The sequence below is a fragment of the Leclercia sp. 1548 genome (assembly GCF_050435045.1).
GTDB lineage: Bacteria > Pseudomonadota > Gammaproteobacteria > Enterobacterales > Enterobacteriaceae > Enterobacter > Enterobacter adecarboxylatus.
Window position 1 is genome coordinate 136,443 of record NZ_JBNDJP010000007.1, and the last position, 17,873, is coordinate 154,315.

Sequence of the window (17,873 nt, forward strand, 5' to 3'; positions counted from 1 at the left end):
TTTTAATTAATCAAAGCGCGTACTGAGCAGACCATTGCTCAAGAATATTTTTGTACGGTTTAATGAAGTGTTCCTCAGTAAACTTTCCCTGCTCAATCGCTAACTGGCTACGCTCTTCGCGATCGTAAACAATTTTGGTTAAGGAGTGGTCCTGGTTCGTCAGGCTGGGCTGGTAGTATTGCCCGGCGACCGAGTTAGCGTTGTAGATCTCAGGACGATAAATTTTCTGGAACGTCTCCATGGTGCTGATGGTGCCGATCAACTCAATAAAGGTGTAGTCACTCAGTAAATCGCCGGTGAAATAAAACGCCAGCGGCGCGGCACTGTGTGGCGGCATAAAATAGCGAACCTGCAGACCCATTTTTTTGAAGTAGGCTTCCGTCAACGACGAACCCTGTTGCTGGTATTCAATGCCTAATACCGGATGTTCATTCCCGATGCGTTGATAGACATTTTTATTGGATACGCTAAGGCAAATGACCGGCGGCTTGTTAAAGTTCTGCTGGTACGCGGGTGAGTTGACAAAATGCTTAAAGATATTGCCGTGTAACGCGCCAAAATCATGCGGAATGCTGAACGCGTCCTGCTGTTTATTATGATCCGGCAGTAAGACACTGAAATCATAATCCCGCACATAGGAAGAGAAATTATTCCCGACAATGCCTTCAACACGCTCGTGCGTTTTTTTATCAAGAATGTTGGTTTTTAATATTTCAATGGCCGGGAAGGTGAAGCGATCCGCTTCCGTGTCAATATTCATCTCCACAGAGATAATATCCAGCTCAACAGCATAACGATCGGCTTTTGGATTGTCCCAGTGAGCTAACGCATTGAATCGGTTGTCGATCATCACTAACGTATTACGCAGGTTCTGCTGGCGGTTGTCGCCTCTGGCCAGGTTCGCAAAGTTGGTGGTAATACGGGTGTTTTCGGAGGGGTTATAATTTTCATCGAAACGACTGTGCTTAATCGTAAAGGTGAAGTCTTTATTGATCGTCATCTCACTTCCTCGGCTCTGGCATAAAAAGTGATGTTCGTTGTTGTCACGAATTTCACTTTTTATGTTGCTAATACGTTAATGCATCTTTTATGCCAGAGCCTCTGTACGAGGGAAAGCGACTAAATTTCACTACAACATGAGCCATCTTCATGATCGAAGAACCGATCAGTCTGTTTTCTCCGAACGTTGCTCCAGATCCAGCGCGCTGGCGCTGGCAGGATCGAATAGTGAAAGACTTTCAATTTGATCCAACATAATCACCTTGCGGAAGGCCATCGCGCTGCGGGGCTGGGAATCAAGCGTGATGTCGTGGTCTGCATACCACTTGCTGTAATTATGCTCAATGCACAGATTAAGCGTCGTACCGTCGCGATAGCCGCTGAGCATCGGGATCAGCACGATATTGGCGGTTTTTTCATACTCCAGGGTCGCGGTATGGATCATGCCGACATAAATGCGTCGCGACTTCAGGGTCACCAGCGCCAGCTCGCCTTCCTCCATGCACTGATACAACAACTGTTCGATACCGCTGGATTGCGACAGACGCTTATAGAGCTGTTTACGGCCCTCACCGTCCAGCCTGGCGCTGCCTGCCCAGTTAGAACGATAGAGACAAAACAGAATGGCAAAGGCCAGCATCACCACCACCGGCGCCTGGATACCCAGAAAGCTCCAGTTCATAAAATCCACTTGCCAGTTAGCGTTGGCCTGCGGGATCAAGTGGAACGTATTCGCAGCATAAGAGCACCCGAGGAGGAGCAGCCAGAGCAGGCCGGTGGCGATCACCCCCTGCAGTACGAAGATACAGCCGTACAGCGCAACCAGAAAATAGACATCCCAGCCGAAGGAACGCTTAATTTTAAAGCGGGTGGAGAGGTCGCGACTGGTGTACCAGTAGCCACACACCATCAGCACCATGAATATCGCCGTTCCCATATCAGGCCCTCTTCAGCGCGTTAACATGGCGCAGGAAGTCCTCTCGCACCTCTTTGCTTTTGTAGTTGACCGAGGCGTTGCCGTCCTGATCGATAATAATACGGTCGCCGTCCTCGACGGCCTCAATAATTTCCTGCTGACTCATGACCTGCAGCAGCGACTCCGGGCTGGAGAAAATCGACGTAATCAGACGTCTCATCGCATGGCATCCTTATAAACAAAAAGGTTAAGTCTGACCGATCCCCGCGGGGGCTGCCTTAAGGTTATGCTGAAAATCCTCTCTCTTACGGCCAAGCCCGAATAAATCACCCTTCAGGTCATCATGGCGCATGAAAACCACCATAATTAGTAGGGTTAAACCACGCCAGGTGAAAATCATGAAAGTCACAATCGATGAATTCAAAACGCACTTCCAGGGGGAAGTGCTTCTGCCAGACGATGCCGGCTACGACGACGTGCGCCAGATCTGGAATGCCATGATCGACCGCAAACCCGCGGTCATTGCCCGCTGCAGATCCACAGAGGATGTCATTCGCGCCATCCAGTTTGGCCGCACGCAACATCTCCTGATTTCCATCCGAGGGGGTGGACACAACATTGCAGGCAATGCCGTGTGCGACGACGGCCTGATGATCGACCTCTCGCTGATGAAGGACGTGCAAGTGGACCCGACCACCCGTACGGCCAGCGTCGGGCCAGGCTGCACCCTGGGCGAGGTTGATCGGGTGGTGCAGGCTCATGGCCTTGCCACGCCGCTGGGTATCAATTCCACCACCGGGGTGGCGGGCCTGACGCTGGGCGGCGGGTTCGGCTGGTTGAGCCGTAAGTACGGCATGACCATCGACAATCTGCTTTCGGCCGAAGTGATTACGGCGGACGGCCAACAACTCAACGCCAGTGAATCAGAAAACGCGGATCTCTTTTGGGGCCTGCGGGGTGGGGGAGGCAACTTCGGCGTGGTGACGCGCTTTGACTTCCAGCTCCATCCCGTTGGACCGGATGTGCTGAGTGGGCTAATTGTCTTTCCCTTTGATGAGGCGAAACAGGTGATTTCGCAGTTTGCCCGCTTCACCTGTACGATGCCGGAAGAACTCAACGTCTGGATGATTACGCGCAAAGCACCGCCGCTGCCTTTCCTGCCCGACACGTTTCACGGCAAAGAGATGGTAGCGCTTGCCCTGTGCTATGTAGGCCATCCTGAAATGGGGGAGCAACTTATCGATCCGCTGCGCGGGTTCGGCACGGTGATTGGCGAACACGTTGGCGTGCAGCCTTATGTCGCCTGGCAGCAGGCATTCGATCCCCTGCTGGCGGAAGGCGTGCGTAATTACTGGAAGTCGCATAACTTCGTGCACATCAGCGACAGCGTAATCGATGCCATTGTCGAATACGCGGCCAGACTGCCGTCACCGCATTGCGAGATCTTCATCGGAACGATTGGCGGCCAGACGACCCGCATTATGCCCGAGGCCATGGCGTACTCCAGCCGGGACGCGAACTACGTGCTGAACGTGCACGGCCGCTGGGAAACCGCCGCCGAGGATGAGCAATGTATCGCCTGGGCGCGGGAATTTTTTGCGAAATCCCAGCCGTTTGCCAGCAGCGGGGCCTACATCAACTTTCTCACCCAGGAGGAGACCGACCGTATCGCCTTCGCGTATGGCGCCACCTGGAACCGGCTGGTGGAGCTGAAGAGCAAGTACGACCCGACAAATTTGTTCAGGATGAATCAGAATATCAGGCCGGTATAAGGCAAAGAATTGCGCCTGACAACCGTATACAGGCATAGACTGCGGTGACTGGATGTCAGGCGTAATTAGGCAGAGTTTTTAAAACTGAAGTTCAGGACGCGTTGGAAGGTTTATTTTGAGGCAAGGTTCCCGGTTTTATGGGTAATACTTAGATTTAACTCAAAAAAACCTGGATAAAATATTTTTGTAAATCTTAAAATATATTCTCATTTTAACTTGCTGTTTATTATATATTTTTTAAAAAATCCACATAGTGCGCCATTTAAAAGCGTACAAAGTTGTACAGCTGGTGTGTACAACTATCGCAAATTGGTATATTTTTTTTGCATATGTTTAAAACTCTCACCATCAGCACGGAGCATCTATGCGAGGTTACAGTTCGCGCCAAAGTTCAGCCCAGGCAATCACGGCCTACTTTAATAAAGCCCATATGCGTAGTCAGCAGGAGACGCTGGGTTTAATCGTAGGGGAGATTCTGAATGAAGGACGTAATCTGAGCCGACTGGCTATCTGTACCAAATTATTACGGCGCGTGGAACAGACGGAAGATGAAGCAGAAATAGCGCACTATAATGCGCTAATCAGTCTTTTTTTTGAGCGATAACACGTAACGTGCTGCTTTAGCTCAATAGCAATGTGAGAAAAGTTATGCATAGAACGAGATTTGAAAAACTAAAAGACGATCTTATTGGTGAGGCTGTTTTATTAATTTTAAAAGACAACGGTCCAATAAATTTTAAGTCTCTGGCCATTAAATTGAAGAAAATGGCCAGTACAGAACGTGATACTGAAAGACGTAGCGCCTTATCGGCGGCAGTCGCAGAGGTGGACCAAAAGGTCAAGTCCAGCGAAAACATGCATTCTGACGTCATAAAGAAGAGTTTTATCAGTAACATGCAGTATCTGGCGGTGAATCCTAAACAGCATTAATACGATAAAAAACACTAATCTTTGAGTGAATGATATGAAAACCAATATTTCTCAGCACACACAGCATTTCAATGCACTCCAGGATCAGGCGCTGGCATCGTACTTCAGTTCAGCTGGCGGTGCCTTATCCGTTGAGTCTGCCGTCTTAGGTTCAGCAATAAGATGTATTATTCTCAGTGGAGATAACCTGACCAATAAACAAATTATTCTCCAGTTAATTTACGCGCTTGAACAAACGACGGATCAAGAGGCTGCCGATGTAATCCGAAATACGCTTGAAATTGTTGTCGGTTTTACGCGGGATGATATTTAAGCATTAATGTTCGCGCAAACTGCCCTTAACAAGGGCAGTGACCTCTCCTGAAGTGTCTTCCAGTCTGCCCCTCCAGTCACAACGCCAATAACAACCTTAGCCACAACCCCACAAACATTGTCGTTTACAGACCTCTGCAAAATAAAATAGTATACCCCCCTACAGTATCCAGGAGCCTCTTCTATGCCACATTCACCTGAAGATAAAAAACGTGTCCTGACGCGCGTGCGCCGCATTCGCGGGCAGGTCGATGCCCTGGAGCGGGCGCTCGAATCCGGCGAACCCTGCCTTGCCATCCTCCAGCAAATCGCCGCAGTGCGCGGGGCGGCAAACGGGTTAATGGGCGAGATGGTTGAAATTCACCTCAAAGATGAGCTGGTGACGGGCGAGACCACCGCCGATCAGCGGGCCGTCAGAATGGCAGAAGTCGGTCATTTGCTGCGCTCTTATCTAAAATAAAAACCTGACATCACTAAAAGGAAAGCAAGATGAAATCACGTGCTGCTGTTGCATTTGGCCCAGGCCAGCCGCTGAAAATCGTTGAAATTGATGTGGCACCGCCAAAGAAAGGCGAAGTGCTGGTCAAAATCACCCACACCGGCGTGTGCCACACCGATGCGTTTACCCTGTCGGGTGATGATCCGGAAGGCGTTTTCCCGGCGGTGCTCGGCCATGAAGGCGGCGGCGTGGTGGTGGAAGTGGGCGAGGGCGTTACCAGCCTGCAGCCGGGCGACCACGTCATCCCGCTGTACACCGCAGAGTGTCGCGAGTGTAAGTTCTGTAAATCCGGCAAAACCAACCTCTGCCAGGCGGTTCGCGCCACCCAGGGTAAAGGCCTGATGCCGGACGGCACCACCCGTTTCTCCTACAACGGCGAGCCGATCTATCACTACATGGGCACCAGCACCTTCAGCGAATACACCGTTTGCGCCGAAATCTCGCTGGCAAAAGTGAACCCACAGGCACCACTGGATAAGGTCTGTCTGCTGGGCTGCGGCGTCACAACCGGCATTGGCGCAGTCCACAACACCGCTAAAGTCAAAGAGGGCGATACCGTTGCGGTATTCGGTCTGGGCGGCATCGGTCTGGCGGTTATCCAGGGTGCGGTTCAGGCGAAAGCCGGGCGTATTCTGGCGGTGGACACCAACCCGGAAAAATTCAAACTGGCCGGTGAAATGGGCGCGACTGATTTCATCAACCCGAACGACTACGACAAGCCGGTGCAGGAGGTGATTGTTGAACTCACCGACGGTGGCGTCGATTTCAGCTTTGAGTGCATTGGTAACGTCAATGTGATGCGCGCAGCGCTGGAGTGCTGCCACAAGGGTTGGGGCGAGAGCGTGATCATCGGCGTGGCCGGGGCCGGGCAGGAGATCAAGACCCGTCCGTTCCAGCTGGTCACCGGTCGCGTCTGGCGTGGCTCCGCTTTTGGCGGCGTCAAAGGCCGTACCCAGCTGCCGGGCATGGTAGAAGATGCAATGGCGGGTAAAATTCAGCTCGATCCGTTCATCACCCACCGTCTGCCGCTGGACCAGATCAACGAAGCATTCGATCTGATGCACGAAGGTAAATCCATCCGTACCGTTATCCATTTCGGCGATAACTGATCAAATCTTTCTCCCGCTGCGCCTTCAGGGGCAGCGGGACGACATTTCTTTAAAAATCATTGCGAAAGTGTGACCAGTGTTGCGATTTTAGCCGTAATTAAATTCAGTGCAGTGCCGATGACTACTTTACAGGCGTGTTTCCACGCATCTTACCTATGAGAGAGTCAACGGCTATGGACAAAACAACAACAGTTCGGGCGCAACATAAGCTGGGCTTCCTGCATCACATCAGGCTGCTTCCACTTTTCTCCTCGATTTTGGGTGGCATTATTTTGCTGTTTGCCCTGAGCGCCGGGCTGGCAGGCTATTTTTTACTGCAGGCCGATAACGATCTGCGGGATGTAACTGCTGAAATTCAGGTGCGTACCGGATTATCAAACAGCTCTAACCACCTGCGCACGGCGCGTATCAATATGATCCATGCGGGTGCGGCCAGTCGTATTGCGGAAATGGATGCGATGAAAGAGAACATCGCGGAAGCAGAGAAACGTATTACACAATCTCAGGCGGGCTTTGCCGCTTATATGGATCGGGGTGTGCGCACCCCGGCGGATGAAGCGCTGGATGGCGAACTGAAAACGAGCTACCAGGCCTATATCGATGGCATGAAGCCGATGCTGAAATATGCCAAAAACGGCATGTTTGAAGCTATCATCAACCATGAAAATGAGTCGGCGCGTCCGCTGGATGATGCCTATAACGTGGTTCTGCTCAAAGCGATCAAGATCCGTACCGACCGCGCCAATATGCTGACCGAACAGGCACATACCCGCACCCAAATGGGGCTGATGTTCATGGTCGGTGCCTTTGGTCTGGCGCTGGTGCTGACGGTGATCACCTTTGTTGTGCTGCGTCGCACGGTGATTAACCCGCTGCAACGCGCAGCGAATCGCATTGCGCATATCGCCAAAGGCGATCTGACGCTGGCCGAGGATCAGACCGGACGCAGTGAAATTGGCCGTCTGACCCACGACCTACAAACCATGCAGCGTTCGCTGGTGGGGACCGTAGGCACCGTGCGTCAGGGCGCGGAAGAGATCTATCGCGGGACCAGCGAAATCTCTGCGGGTAACACCGATCTCTCATCACGTACTGAACAGCAGGCCGCTGCCATCGAGCAGACCGCAGCCAGCATGGAACAGCTCACCGCAACGGTGAAACAGAACGCCGATAACGCGCATCATGCCAGCAAACTGGCGGAAGATGCTTCCGGTAAAGCCAGCCGCGGCGGCCAGATGGTGTCCGGTGTGGTGAAAACCATGGGGAATATCTCCAGCAGCTCGAAGAAAATCTCTGAGATCACCGCGGTGATCAACAGCATCGCCTTCCAGACCAACATCCTGGCGCTGAACGCCGCGGTAGAAGCGGCCCGTGCCGGTGAGCAGGGACGCGGGTTTGCCGTGGTCGCCAGCGAAGTGCGTACGCTGGCCAGCCGCAGTGCCAATGCTGCGAAAGAGATTGAGGGGCTGATCAGCGAATCGGTGTCGCTCATTGACCAGGGATCGGGTGAAGTGGTCGCCGCAGGCAACACCATGAGCGAGATCGTGGAAGCGGTTAAACGTGTTACCGACATCATGCTGGAAATCGCGGCCGCCTCCGACGAGCAGAGCCGGGGTATTGAGCAGGTCAGCCAGGCGATCTCGGAGATGGATAAAGTCACCCAGCAGAACGCCTCGCTGGTGGAAGAGGCCTCTGCCGCGGCAGCCTCGCTGGAAGATCAGGCTGCCCGCCTGACCGAAGCAGTCGGCACCTTCCGTCTGCACGGGATGACCCAGAGCCGCAGCAGCAACAAATCCGGGCCGGTGACCGCTGCCGCGCCACTGCGCCCGGCCGTTGCCGATGGGGATAACTGGGAAACCTTCTGATATTGTCATCTGTTGCCGGATAACCTCTTCCGGCAAAAGGGTTCATGTTCCGACATGAACCCTTTTTTTATTCCCCGCTATGATGGTTGTAGGGGCTGAAGAGGAACAGGGCGATGAAACAATTTACGCAGGTGGTTTGCGCCGCATGGCTACTGGCCGGGTGTGCATCCGGCGGCAGCGTGGGGATAGGCGGTGTGGGGATCGGTGGGGGCAGTGGCGGCAGCGGCGTGGGCGTCGGATTATCGTTTCCGGTAGGCGGCAGCACTTCGGTAGCGGATAACAGCCAGGCGGACTGCGACGGGGACGTTTATCGGGTAGAGCCACGCTATCCTGAACAGGCTGCGGCGCAGAACTATTCCGGTCGGGTCACCGTATCCTTTAACGTTAAGCTGAACGGGCGTGCCGCAGACTATGAGGCGGCGGGGGATAAGCCTTTCTTCGAAGAGACGAAGCGGGCGGTGATGCGCAGCTGCTGGCCTGCGGGCATCAGGCAGAATCTGGTCGCCAGTTACCAGAACGGCAAGACCGCAACCTGGCTTGAGAACGCGCTTTCCAGTCAGCCATGAACATAAAAAAACCGGCCACATCAGTGGCCGGTTCAGTGATTACTGCTTATCAGGCAAGGCGTACGCGATGATGTAATCCCCGCGATCCGGTGACTGACGTGCTCCACCCGCATTGATGATAATGTACTGCTTCCCTGACTTCGGTGACACGTAGGTCATCGGCCCGGACTGGCTGCCCACCGGCAGGCGGTCCTTCCAGATCTCTTTCCCGTTAGCGGTATCAAACGCGCGCAGGTAGAAATCCTGAGTGCCGGCGAAGAACAGCAGGCCGGACTGCGTGGAGAGCGACGCCCCCAGCGTTGGCATCCCAATCGGGATAGGCATATGCATGCGGATCCCCAGCGGGCCGGTGTCTTCTACGGTTCCCACCGGAACCTGCCACACCAGCTTGCCGGATTTCAGATCCACGGCAGACATGGTGCCAAACGGCGGTTTCTGGCAGGGAATACCCAGCGGCGACAGGAAGCGTTCGCGCATCGCACCAAACGGCGTACCGTCCATCGGCACAATCCCCATCTCAATCCCGCTGGCATTTTTCGCGACATTCGCGCGCGGCACCATGTAGTTAGCCAGTCCCAGACGCATATCGTTAACGAACATCAGGCTATTGTTCGGATCCACCGACACGCTGCCCCAGTTCATGCCGCCCAGCGAACCTGGGAACTGCAGGGAACGGTCCAGACCTGGCGGGGTGTAGACGCCCTGATGGCGCATCTCTTTAAACTGGATGCGGCACAGCAGCAGGTCAACCGGCGTGGCGCCCCACATATCCGATTCGTGCAGGGTCTGGTTGCCAATCATCGGCATACCGACCGAGTACGGCTGGGTAGGGGAGTAACGCTCGCCCTCGACATTCCCGGCAGGCACCGGACGCTCTTCCACCTTCGCGACCGGCTCGCCGGTTTCGCGGTTGAGCATAAAGATCATGCCCTGCTTGCTGGTCTGTACCAGCACCGGGGTTGTACCGCCTTTATCATCCGGCAGATCGTAGAGCAGCGGCTGGGAAGGCAGGTCAAAGTCCCACAGATCGTGGTGGGTGGTCTGGAAATGCCAGCGAACCTGACCGGTCGCGGCATCTACCGCCACAATCGAGGAGCTGTATTTATCGTCCAGCTCGGTACGCTTGCCCGCGTAGAAGTCTGGCGTGGCGTTACCGGTCGGGAGGTAGATCAGGTTCAGCCTGGCGTCATACGACATGGCTGACCAGACGTTTGGCGTCCCGCGGGTATAGGTCTGTCCCTCTGGCGGCAGGCCGGTCAGGTTAGGATTGCCCGGATCCCAGGCCCAGGCCAGTTTACCGGTATGGACGTCATAAGCACGCACCACGCCCGGCGGTTCGCCAGTGGAGAAGTTATCCGCTACGCGGCCGCCCACCACTACCACATTGCCTGCCACCAGCGGGGTGGAGGTTTGCTGATAGTAGCCGGGTTTGATTTCACCCATGCCCACGCCAAGGTCAACCACGCCGTGGTCGCCAAAGTCTTCACACAGCTGGCCGTTGTCGGCGTTAAGCGCAATCAGACGGGCATCGGTGGTCGGCAGGAACAGACGGCGCGCGCAGGCGGCAGGCTGCGTTGCGGTTGGTGACGTTGTCACGTTTTGGTTATCTTCGAAGTAACCCAGCCCACGGCAGCGCTGCCAGTTTGGCGCGGTGGCTTTCGAATCGTAGCGCCACTTCTCTTTACCGGAGTCCACGTCCAGAGCCAGCACTTTGCTGTAAGGGGTGCAGACAAACAGCGTGTCGCCAATCTGCAGCGGGGTGTTCTGGTCTTCCGCGCCGGAGCCGTTGCTCTGCGGAATATCGCCAGTATGGGCAACCCAGGCTACTTTAAGCTCGTTAACGTTCTGCTTGTTAATCTGATCGAGGGCAGCGAAACGGTCGCCGTGAGTAGTGTTACCCCAGTGCGCCCAGTTTTTTTGCTGTTGGCCTTCCGCCACCGGTTTAACCGGTACAGGTTCGTTAGCCGCGACTAAAGTTTGCGGTTTGAACATCCAGCCGAAGCTCACCAGCATCATCACCGCCAGCACGGCGGCAATGCCGAACGCCGGGGCTTTGTTGACCGGCTGACCTGCGCCACGCAGGTACGGCCAGACGATGGCAGCCAGGAAGGCCAGCACCGCAAAGGTAAACAGGCGCGAGAACAGCGGCCAGAAATCCCAGCCTGCGTCGCTCATAGCCCAGATCACGGAGGCGATAAACGCCACCGCATAAAGGATGATGCCGCTGGTGCGGCCGTGCGCAATGAGGAACGCGGCGATCAGCATTACCACGCCCATGATCAGGAAGTACCAGCTTCCCCCCACGGTGACGAGCTTAAAACCCAGTCCACCGACAGCCAGCCCGATGAGTGCCATCAGACCGACCAGCAGCCACTGCAGGATCCGGGGGAACCCACGTAGCGAATTACCTAAAGCCATTTCTGTCTCCTGAAATAATCTTGTCTTCACTGGCCGGGCAGCATTCATCCCGAACCAAATGGGTAACAGAAGAAAAGATCCTTGATGAAAAAGTCGGACGTGACGCCGTTATAGCGCCAAAGAAATCACCGCTGCGTTATTTGAATGAACCATTTGGTGAAATCGGCGGGTATGATAAATCTGTTAAATTGTTTAGCGCAATTGTTAATGAATGATTTCGCATTATTTGAGTAATGGAAACAAAAAGCCCGTCATCAAGACGGGCAGAGAGGAAGTGTGATCACACCGGCATGGATTTACGTATCGCGCTGAGCAGCGTCTGGGTGGCGGTGGAGAGCGGGGCTTCCACGCGGGTTAATACCCCAATGGGTTCGCCAGGGCTGGAGGTCGTGACCGGCAGGGCCACCAGCGTGCCCTGACGCAGATCTTCTTTCACCGCGCCGGAAGGCACGAACCAGACATAGTCATAATCGACCGTCAGCTGGCGCGACAGAGAGGCCGATAGGGTTTCGATACAGCCCGACGGCAGTTTACACCCCTGGGTTTGCAGCAGCATTTCTGCGTTCTGGCGCGGAACAGTGCCTTTCGGCGACACCACCACCGGCCACTCCATTACCCGGCTGAGGGTCACGGTATCATTGAGGATCGGATGACGCGGGCGCACCACCAGCTTCAGGGACTCCAGGAACAGCAGCTCATAATTGAGGCCGCTCATCAGTTCCGGGTCAGACATTCTGCCGATCCCCAGATCCAGCTCCCCGGATTTCAGCCCCGCCAGCAGCATGGTGTTATTCATGGTTGCCACCTGCAACGTGATGTTGCGCTGCTGCTTATGGAACTGACCGATAACCGCAGGCAGAATGCCCAGCGCCGCAGTAGGGAGTGCACCAATGCGTACCACATCGCCCTGCACGTCGTTACGGCGCGTCAGCGACTGGCCCGCCGTGTTCAGTGCGTCGAGCACTTTTACCGCGTGAGTGAGAAACTGCTCGCCTACCAGAGTGAGTTGCGCCCCCAGCCGCCCACGTTCGAACAGACGCGTGCCGGTGAGCTGCTCCAGCTCGTTCAACGTTTTTGAGAGCGCAGGCTGGCTCAGGTTAAGAGTTTCAGCCGCGCGCCCCAGCGTTCCCTGTTGAGCGACGGCCACAAAAGTGTGCAGATGGCGCAGACGAATGCGCTGACTAAACAAACCATTTTTTTCCATAGGCGATGTTAAAAACAGTGATAGCGGAGTGACAAGTGAAGTTGTTTAATTTTGATAACCTGCTAGCAAAATATTATTAACATCCAATCTAATTGAGTAACAAGCAGTTTTTGGCAATGCCCGAAAAAGGGGGGCAGGGACCGGAATCGGTTCACTTCACGGCGCGTCAGAAAACGAGCACCTCTCCACCTGGATCACAAATCGTAAATTCTTCCAAACAGCCTCAATGGCCTTCTCTACACTCCAGGTAATATTCACTGGAGGCATTAAATCATGGCGAACAACATCACGGCTGATGATATTCGGGAGAACTTTTCACAGGCGATGTCAGCAATGTATCAGCAGGAAGTTCCGCAATACGGAACGCTGCTGGAGCTGGTCGCAGATGTGAACCTGGCGGTACTGGAAAATAACCCGAAACTGCATGAACAACTGGCCAACGCGGATGAACTGGCTCGCCTCAACCTCGAACGCCACGGCGCGATCCGTGTCGGCACGGCCCAGGAGCTGGCCACCCTGCGGCGGATGTTCGCCATTATGGGGATGTTCCCGGTCAGCTATTACGATCTCTCTCAGGCTGGCGTGCCGGTTCACTCAACCGCGTTTCGTCCGGTTGACGATGCCGCCCTGTGCCGCAATCCCTTTCGGATTTTCACCTCGCTGCTGCGCCTGGATCTGATTGATAACATCCCCCTGCGCGAAAAGGCGGCGGCAATCCTCGCCCGGCGTACGATCTTCACCCCCCGCTGTCTGGAGCTAATTGCCCTGCATGAAGCGGAAGGGGTATTCACCCCGGCGCAGGCCGAAGAGTTTGTCCAGGAGGCGCTGGAGACCTTCCGCTGGCATCGTCATGCCACAGTGGACCATGAAACCTACCAGGCGCTGCACAACGAACATCGGCTGATTGCCGACGTGGTCTGCTTCCCTGGCTGTCACATCAATCACCTGACGCCGCGTACGCTGGATATTGACCGCGTGCAGGCCCTGATGCCGGAGTACGGCATTGAGCCGAAGATGCTGATTGAAGGGCCACCGCGCCGGGAGATGCCGCTCCTGCTGCGCCAGACCAGCTTTAAAGCGCTGGAAGAGCCGATTCTGTTTGCGGGGGAACACCGCGGCACCCATACCGCACGCTTTGGCGAGATTGAGCAGCGCGGGGTGGCGTTAACGCCGAAAGGCCGCGAGCTGTACGATCGCCTGCTGGCCGAGTCCGGCACCGGTAAGGACAACCTGACCCACCAGCTGCATCTGCAGGAAGTCTTCCAGGCCTTTCCCGACAGCGATATTTTCCTGCGCCGTCAGGGGCTGGCGTGGTTCCGCTACCGCCTGACCCCGGCCGGAGAATCGCACCGTCACTCCTTTGGCCCCGGTGACGATCCGCAGCCGCTGATTGAGCGCGGCTGGGTGGTGGCGCAGCCCATCACCTATGAAGACTTCCTTCCGGTGAGCGCTGCCGGGATCTTCCAGTCGAACCTTGGCAATGAAACCCAGGCCCGTACCCACGGCAATGCAAGCCGCGATGCCTTTGAAGAGGCGCTGGGATGTCCGGTGCTGGATGAGTTCACCCTCTACCGGGAGGCGGAAGAACGCAGCAAGCGGCGTTGCGGTTTGCTCTGAAAACGGTACTCTGCGGGGATGTGCTATTAACCTAAGGTCAGTATGGAAAACGCCTCATCCCCGATAATTACCACGCGCCAGGGGGCGCTCTGCGGCATCACGGAGGGCGATGTGCAGGTCTGGCGCGCCATTCCCTACGCAGCGCCCCCGGTGGGCGCACTGCGCTGGCGTTCACCGCAGCCGGTTCAGAACTGGCAGGGCGTGTTACAGGCGACCGCCTTTTCGCCGTCGAGCTGGCAGAGCAGCGAGTATTGCCAGCAACTGGGCGGCGGCGATCCGGGGCGTTTCTCGGAAGATTGCCTGTATCTGAACGTCTGGTCCCCGGTTCAGCGCCCGGAACCCCTGCCGGTGATGGTCTGGCTGCATGGCGGCGGCTTTACCATCGGCGCGGGTGGATTACCGCCCTATGACGGCAAAGCGCTGGCGCAGCGCGGCGTGATTGTGGTGACGCTGAACTACCGGCTGGGCCATCTGGGCTTTTTTGCCCATCCGGCCCTGGAAGGGGAAGAGGATCGGGTGGTGCATAACTTTGCTCTGCTGGATCAGATCGCCGCCCTGGCGTGGGTGCGGGACAACATCGCGCAGTTTGGTGGCGATCCGCAGAACATCACCCTGTTTGGTGAATCCGCCGGCGCGCGTAGCGTGCTGTCATTGTTGGCCTCGCCGCTGGCAAAGGGGGTGTTTCATAAGGCGATTATCCAGAGCGGTTACACCCTGCCGGATACCCCCCGGGAGCAGGCGCTCAAAAAAGGCGAGGCGCTGGCGGCGCATTTTGGACTGCAGAACGCTACCGCAGAGCAGTTACGGGCGATCCCGCCCGAGGCGCTCTGGCCGCTGACGGCCCCGCTGAACGTCGCGCCCGCGCCGATTGTCGGAGATTGCGTCCTGCCGGAGCCTATGCTGGAGACTTTTTTTGCCGCTCGGCACCATCCAATGCCCATCATGGTCGGTTCGAACAGCGATGAAGCCAGCGTGATGGCGGTGTTCGGTATCGATCTCGCGGGGCAGATCCAGAAGCTACGCCGGGAGCGACGGCTGGGGCTGGGGTTGATCAAGCTGCTCTATCCGGGCGTTAAGGACGACACCGAGTTAGGGCGTCAGGTGTGCCGCGATATGGCTTTCACCACCTTGGGGTTTGTGGTGATGCAGGCCCAGCAACGGGTAGGGCAGCCATGCTGGCGCTACTGGTTTGACTACGTAGCCGAAGCGGAGCACGCCACCTACGTCAACGGGGCGTGGCATGGCAACGAGGTGCCGTACGTGTTTGATACGCTCACTCTGGCCGAGCCTGCCCGGCGCTACGTGAATGACAATGACCTGGCCTTTTCCGCGCAGGTTGCCGATTACTGGGTTAACTTCGCCCGTTATGCCAGCCAGCAGTGCGATACGTTGAATGGCCCGACGCGCTGGCCTGCCTGTCATCACAGGCGGGACGTATTATTGCGCATCGGACTGAATAAACATGCGGGATTTAAGCTTGAAAACCGCTTTATGCGCGCCCGCATGGCGCTGTTTAAACGGGTGATGAAGCACCACGTCAGCCTGGATTGAGCAGACACTCGCGAAAGGCGGCCAGCCCGGCCGCTTTGCCACGCGACTCCCGCAACACCAGCCGGTAGCTGGCGCCGGTCCTCACGCTGGTGGCATAAGGCCGCACCAGCCGCCCGGCGCGGATATCTTCTGCCACCAGCGTCTCGTCTGCGATGGCGACGCCCAGCCCCTGAATGGCAGCGGTGATCGCCAGATCCATGGTGTCGAAGTGTTGATTTTTGTGCATGACAGGCGGCTGCGCGGTCTGTTTTTCCAGCCACAGCGACCAGTCCGTTTTATCCCGCGTCGGATGCAGGAAGGTCAGCGACTCTAACGCCGAACCCTGGCGTAGGGGGCTTACTACCGGGGTTAAGGCCTCCTCGAACAGCAGATCTCCGGCGCTGAGCTGGGTGCCAAACACAATGGCGGCATCATAGGATTCGGTTTTGAAATTGACGCTGTGCTCGTTGGTGGTGGTCAGGGCGATCTGCAGTTCGGGCTGCTCGCGTTCCACCTGCAGCAGTCGCGGCACCAGCCAGCGCATGGCGCAGGTCGGTACTTTAAGGCGGACCACGGTTTGCTGGGCGCGGGCCTGGTCTGCCACTGTCAGAAAATGTTCATACGAGGCGCGCAGATCCGGCAGCAGGGCGCTGCCCTGAGAGGAGAGGCGCAGCCCGCGGGCGTGACGCTCAAACAACGGAAAGCCGAACCAGCTTTCGAGGGCGGCGATTTTGCGGCTTACCGCACCCTGGGTCAGGCACAGCTCTTTTGCGGCATGAGTCAGATTCAGATGCCGCGCGGTAACGATAAAGGCCTCAACGGCAGTAAGCGGGAACGAACGACGCGACACAGAACCTCCAGGTATGATTTTTTGTCATGGCTATTATGACAACAATTCGATTGTCGCCACAATGGCGTTCGGGTTGAATAGTTATGCACTCTCTACCAGAGGAATTCAGGATGACACTGCGTACTCCGATACAACTCCGCTCCAAACTACCGGACGTTGGCACCACAATTTTTACCGTTATCGGTCAGCTCTCTGCTGAACACAATGCCATCAACCTTTCCCAGGGTGCGCCGAACTTTGAGTGCGATCCGGCGCTCATCGCGGGGGTACACCGGGCAATGCAGGCGGGCCATAACCAGTACGCGTCGATGACCGGGCTGGCACCACTAAAAGCGCGTATCGCCGATAAAATCGCCTCGCTGTATGGCACCCGCTACGATGCCGCCAGCGAAGTGCTGATCACCGCCAGCGCCAGCGAAGGGCTGTACTCCGCCATCAGCGGGCTGGTCCATCCTGGCGACGAGGTGATCTACTTTGAACCCTCGTTCGACAGCTACGCGCCAATTGTGCGTCTGCAGGGCGCAACGCCGGTCGCCATCAAGCTGACGGTGCCGGATTTCGCGGTGAACTGGGATGACGTCCGCGCCGCCATAACCTCGCGCACGCGGATGATCATTATCAACACGCCGCATAACCCGAGCGGGCAGGTTTTCTCTGCCGACGATCTGGCACAGCTCGCGGCCATCACCCGTAATACCGATATCATTATTCTCTCTGACGAAGTATACGAACACGTGGTGTTTGACGATGTGCCGCACCACGGCATGGCCACCCATCCCGGGCTGGCGGAGCGCAGCGTGATCGTCTCGTCGTTTGGCAAAACGTTTCACGTCACCGGCTGGCGCGTCGGCTACTGCGTTGCCCCGGCAGAACTGATGGAAGAGATCTGCAAAATTCATCAGTTTTTGATGTTTTCTGCCGATACACCTATGCAGTACGCCTTTGCCGAGCATATGGCCGATCCGCAAACCTGGCTGTCGCTGGCGGCGTTTTACCAGCGCAAACGCGATCTGCTGGTCAACCTGCTGGCAGATTCACCGTTCCGTCTGCTGCCAAGCGCCGGCTCGTTCTTCCTGTTGGCGGATTACAGCCACTTCAGCGACGAGCAGGACAGCGAGATGGTGAAACGGCTGATCGTTGACTACGGCGTTGCCACTATCCCGTTATCGGCGTTTTATACCGACGGGACAGATAACAAATTAATCCGTCTCTCTTTTGCTAAAGATGAGGCGACATTACGGGCAGGTGCGCAGGCCCTGTGTCGGGTAAAACCACGCTAAGGAGTT

Annotated in this window: 18 protein-coding genes; 12 read left to right on the forward strand and 6 right to left on the reverse strand. The window is 56.1% G+C overall.

From position 1 onward, the window contains the following. Positions 1-10: 10 nt before the first annotated feature. From ABIE02_RS18330 to ABIE02_RS18340, 3 genes are all read right to left on the reverse strand, one after another. Positions 11-994, reverse strand: coding sequence for a DUF1852 domain-containing protein (locus ABIE02_RS18330; RefSeq protein WP_059309104.1), 984 nt, complete (start codon positions 992-994; stop codon positions 11-13). 171 nt (positions 995-1,165) lie between these two features. Then, positions 1,166-1,936: a hypothetical protein gene (locus ABIE02_RS18335; RefSeq protein ID WP_032610942.1), complete on the reverse strand. Its 771-nt coding sequence runs from the start codon at positions 1,934-1,936 to the stop codon at positions 1,166-1,168. Between the two features lies 1 nt (position 1,937). Next, positions 1,938-2,135 carry a hypothetical protein gene (locus tag ABIE02_RS18340; RefSeq protein WP_032610941.1) on the reverse strand — a complete coding sequence of 66 codons (198 nt, stop codon included), beginning with the start codon at positions 2,133-2,135 and terminating at the stop codon, positions 1,938-1,940. Positions 2,136-2,313: 178 nt separating this feature from the next. Between ABIE02_RS18340 and ABIE02_RS18345 the strand changes: the two genes are divergently transcribed. The 8 genes from ABIE02_RS18345 (at position 2,314) to ABIE02_RS18380 (ending at position 8,968) form a co-directional block, all read left to right on the forward strand. Continuing rightward, the gene (locus tag ABIE02_RS18345) at positions 2,314-3,687 is read left to right on the forward strand and encodes an FAD-binding oxidoreductase (protein WP_336994566.1); all 1,374 of its coding nucleotides are present in this window, start codon (positions 2,314-2,316) and stop codon (positions 3,685-3,687) included. A 364-nt stretch (positions 3,688-4,051) separates the two neighbouring features. Further along, on the forward strand, positions 4,052-4,291 hold the full coding sequence (gene ycgZ, locus ABIE02_RS18350; protein WP_032610938.1) for a regulatory protein YcgZ: 240 nt from the start codon (positions 4,052-4,054) through the stop codon (positions 4,289-4,291). A 44-nt stretch (positions 4,292-4,335) separates the two neighbouring features. Then, a complete protein-coding gene (locus tag ABIE02_RS18355; protein ID WP_163603771.1) occupies positions 4,336-4,617 on the forward strand; it encodes a hypothetical protein in 282 nt (93 codons plus the stop codon). 34 nt (positions 4,618-4,651) lie between these two features. After that, positions 4,652-4,930, forward strand: coding sequence for a biofilm development regulator YmgB/AriR family protein (locus tag ABIE02_RS18360; protein WP_032610937.1), 279 nt, complete (start codon positions 4,652-4,654; stop codon positions 4,928-4,930). Positions 4,931-5,113: 183 nt separating this feature from the next. Beyond that, entirely contained in the window at positions 5,114-5,389 is a 276-nt protein-coding gene (locus tag ABIE02_RS18365; RefSeq protein ID WP_032610935.1) for a metal/formaldehyde-sensitive transcriptional repressor, read from the forward strand. Positions 5,390-5,418: 29 nt separating this feature from the next. After that, positions 5,419-6,537, forward strand: a complete 1,119-nt coding sequence (locus ABIE02_RS18370; protein WP_059307835.1) for an S-(hydroxymethyl)glutathione dehydrogenase/class III alcohol dehydrogenase — start codon at positions 5,419-5,421, stop codon at positions 6,535-6,537. 173 nt (positions 6,538-6,710) lie between these two features. Next, a complete protein-coding gene (locus tag ABIE02_RS18375; RefSeq protein WP_336994567.1) occupies positions 6,711-8,402 on the forward strand; it encodes a methyl-accepting chemotaxis protein in 1,692 nt (563 codons plus the stop codon). A 113-nt stretch (positions 8,403-8,515) separates the two neighbouring features. After that, positions 8,516-8,968, forward strand: coding sequence for an energy transducer TonB (locus ABIE02_RS18380; protein WP_150871059.1), 453 nt, complete (start codon positions 8,516-8,518; stop codon positions 8,966-8,968). Between the two features lie 39 nt (positions 8,969-9,007). On the opposite strand, the gene ABIE02_RS18385 is transcribed toward ABIE02_RS18380, so the two are convergent. Then, a complete protein-coding gene (locus ABIE02_RS18385; protein ID WP_336994568.1) occupies positions 9,008-11,386 on the reverse strand; it encodes a glucose/quinate/shikimate family membrane-bound PQQ-dependent dehydrogenase in 2,379 nt (792 codons plus the stop codon). Between the two features lie 20 nt (positions 11,387-11,406). Between ABIE02_RS18385 and ABIE02_RS18390 the strand changes: the two genes are divergently transcribed. Further along, positions 11,407-11,601, forward strand: coding sequence for a hypothetical protein (locus ABIE02_RS18390; RefSeq protein ID WP_164529840.1), 195 nt, complete (start codon positions 11,407-11,409; stop codon positions 11,599-11,601). A gap of 65 nt (positions 11,602-11,666) precedes the next feature. Here the strand turns inward: ABIE02_RS18390 and ABIE02_RS18395 are convergent, their stop codons facing one another. Next, entirely contained in the window at positions 11,667-12,590 is a 924-nt protein-coding gene (locus ABIE02_RS18395; protein WP_148569451.1) for a LysR substrate-binding domain-containing protein, read from the reverse strand. A gap of 273 nt (positions 12,591-12,863) precedes the next feature. On the opposite strand from ABIE02_RS18395, the gene hglS reads away from it, so the two are divergent. Next, positions 12,864-14,207 carry a 2-oxoadipate dioxygenase/decarboxylase HglS gene (gene hglS / locus ABIE02_RS18400; RefSeq protein ID WP_163604503.1) on the forward strand — a complete coding sequence of 448 codons (1,344 nt, stop codon included), beginning with the start codon at positions 12,864-12,866 and terminating at the stop codon, positions 14,205-14,207. 42 nt (positions 14,208-14,249) lie between these two features. Then, a complete protein-coding gene (locus tag ABIE02_RS18405; RefSeq protein WP_336994569.1) occupies positions 14,250-15,758 on the forward strand; it encodes a carboxylesterase/lipase family protein in 1,509 nt (502 codons plus the stop codon). Here the strand turns inward: ABIE02_RS18405 and ABIE02_RS18410 are convergent. Further along, positions 15,745-16,587, reverse strand: coding sequence for a LysR substrate-binding domain-containing protein (locus tag ABIE02_RS18410; protein WP_059307839.1), 843 nt, complete (start codon positions 16,585-16,587; stop codon positions 15,745-15,747). The genes ABIE02_RS18405 and ABIE02_RS18410 overlap by 14 nt on opposite strands. A gap of 110 nt (positions 16,588-16,697) precedes the next feature. Here ABIE02_RS18410 and ABIE02_RS18415 point away from each other — a divergent pair, with 110 nt between their 5' ends. Then, entirely contained in the window at positions 16,698-17,867 is a 1,170-nt protein-coding gene (locus ABIE02_RS18415) for a pyridoxal phosphate-dependent aminotransferase (protein WP_336994570.1), read from the forward strand. Positions 17,868-17,873: the final 6 nt, after the last annotated feature.